Source organism: Citrobacter sp. TBCS-14, assembly GCF_005280805.1.
GTDB classification, from domain to species: Bacteria; Pseudomonadota; Gammaproteobacteria; order Enterobacterales; family Enterobacteriaceae; genus Citrobacter; species Citrobacter gillenii.
Genome location: NZ_SZWM01000735.1, coordinates 1 through 209, shown reverse-complemented (window position 1 = coordinate 209; position 209 = coordinate 1). Strand labels below are relative to the sequence as shown.

The window sequence follows — 209 nt, the reverse complement described above, 5'->3', positions numbered from 1 at the left end:
AGACGTCTATATAAAAATAACCTGCCTGGACAGGACAGCCAAAAGGACAACACAACATGAGTAATACCGAGATTCGCGTCGTCACCGGCCCGGCTAACTATTTTTCCCATCGCGGCAGCCTGTCGAGACTCAACGATTTTTTCACAAAGGATCAACTCTCACGCGCCGTCTGGGTATATGGTGAGCGCGCCATCAATGCAGCCCGGCCT

At 51.7% G+C, this 209-nt stretch carries 1 pseudogene; it reads left to right on the top strand.

Going from position 1 to position 209, the window contains the following annotated elements:
- Positions 1-56: 56 nt before the first annotated feature.
- Positions 57-209 (top strand): annotated as a pseudogene (locus FDX22_RS20990) (oxidoreductase); the annotation flags it as partial.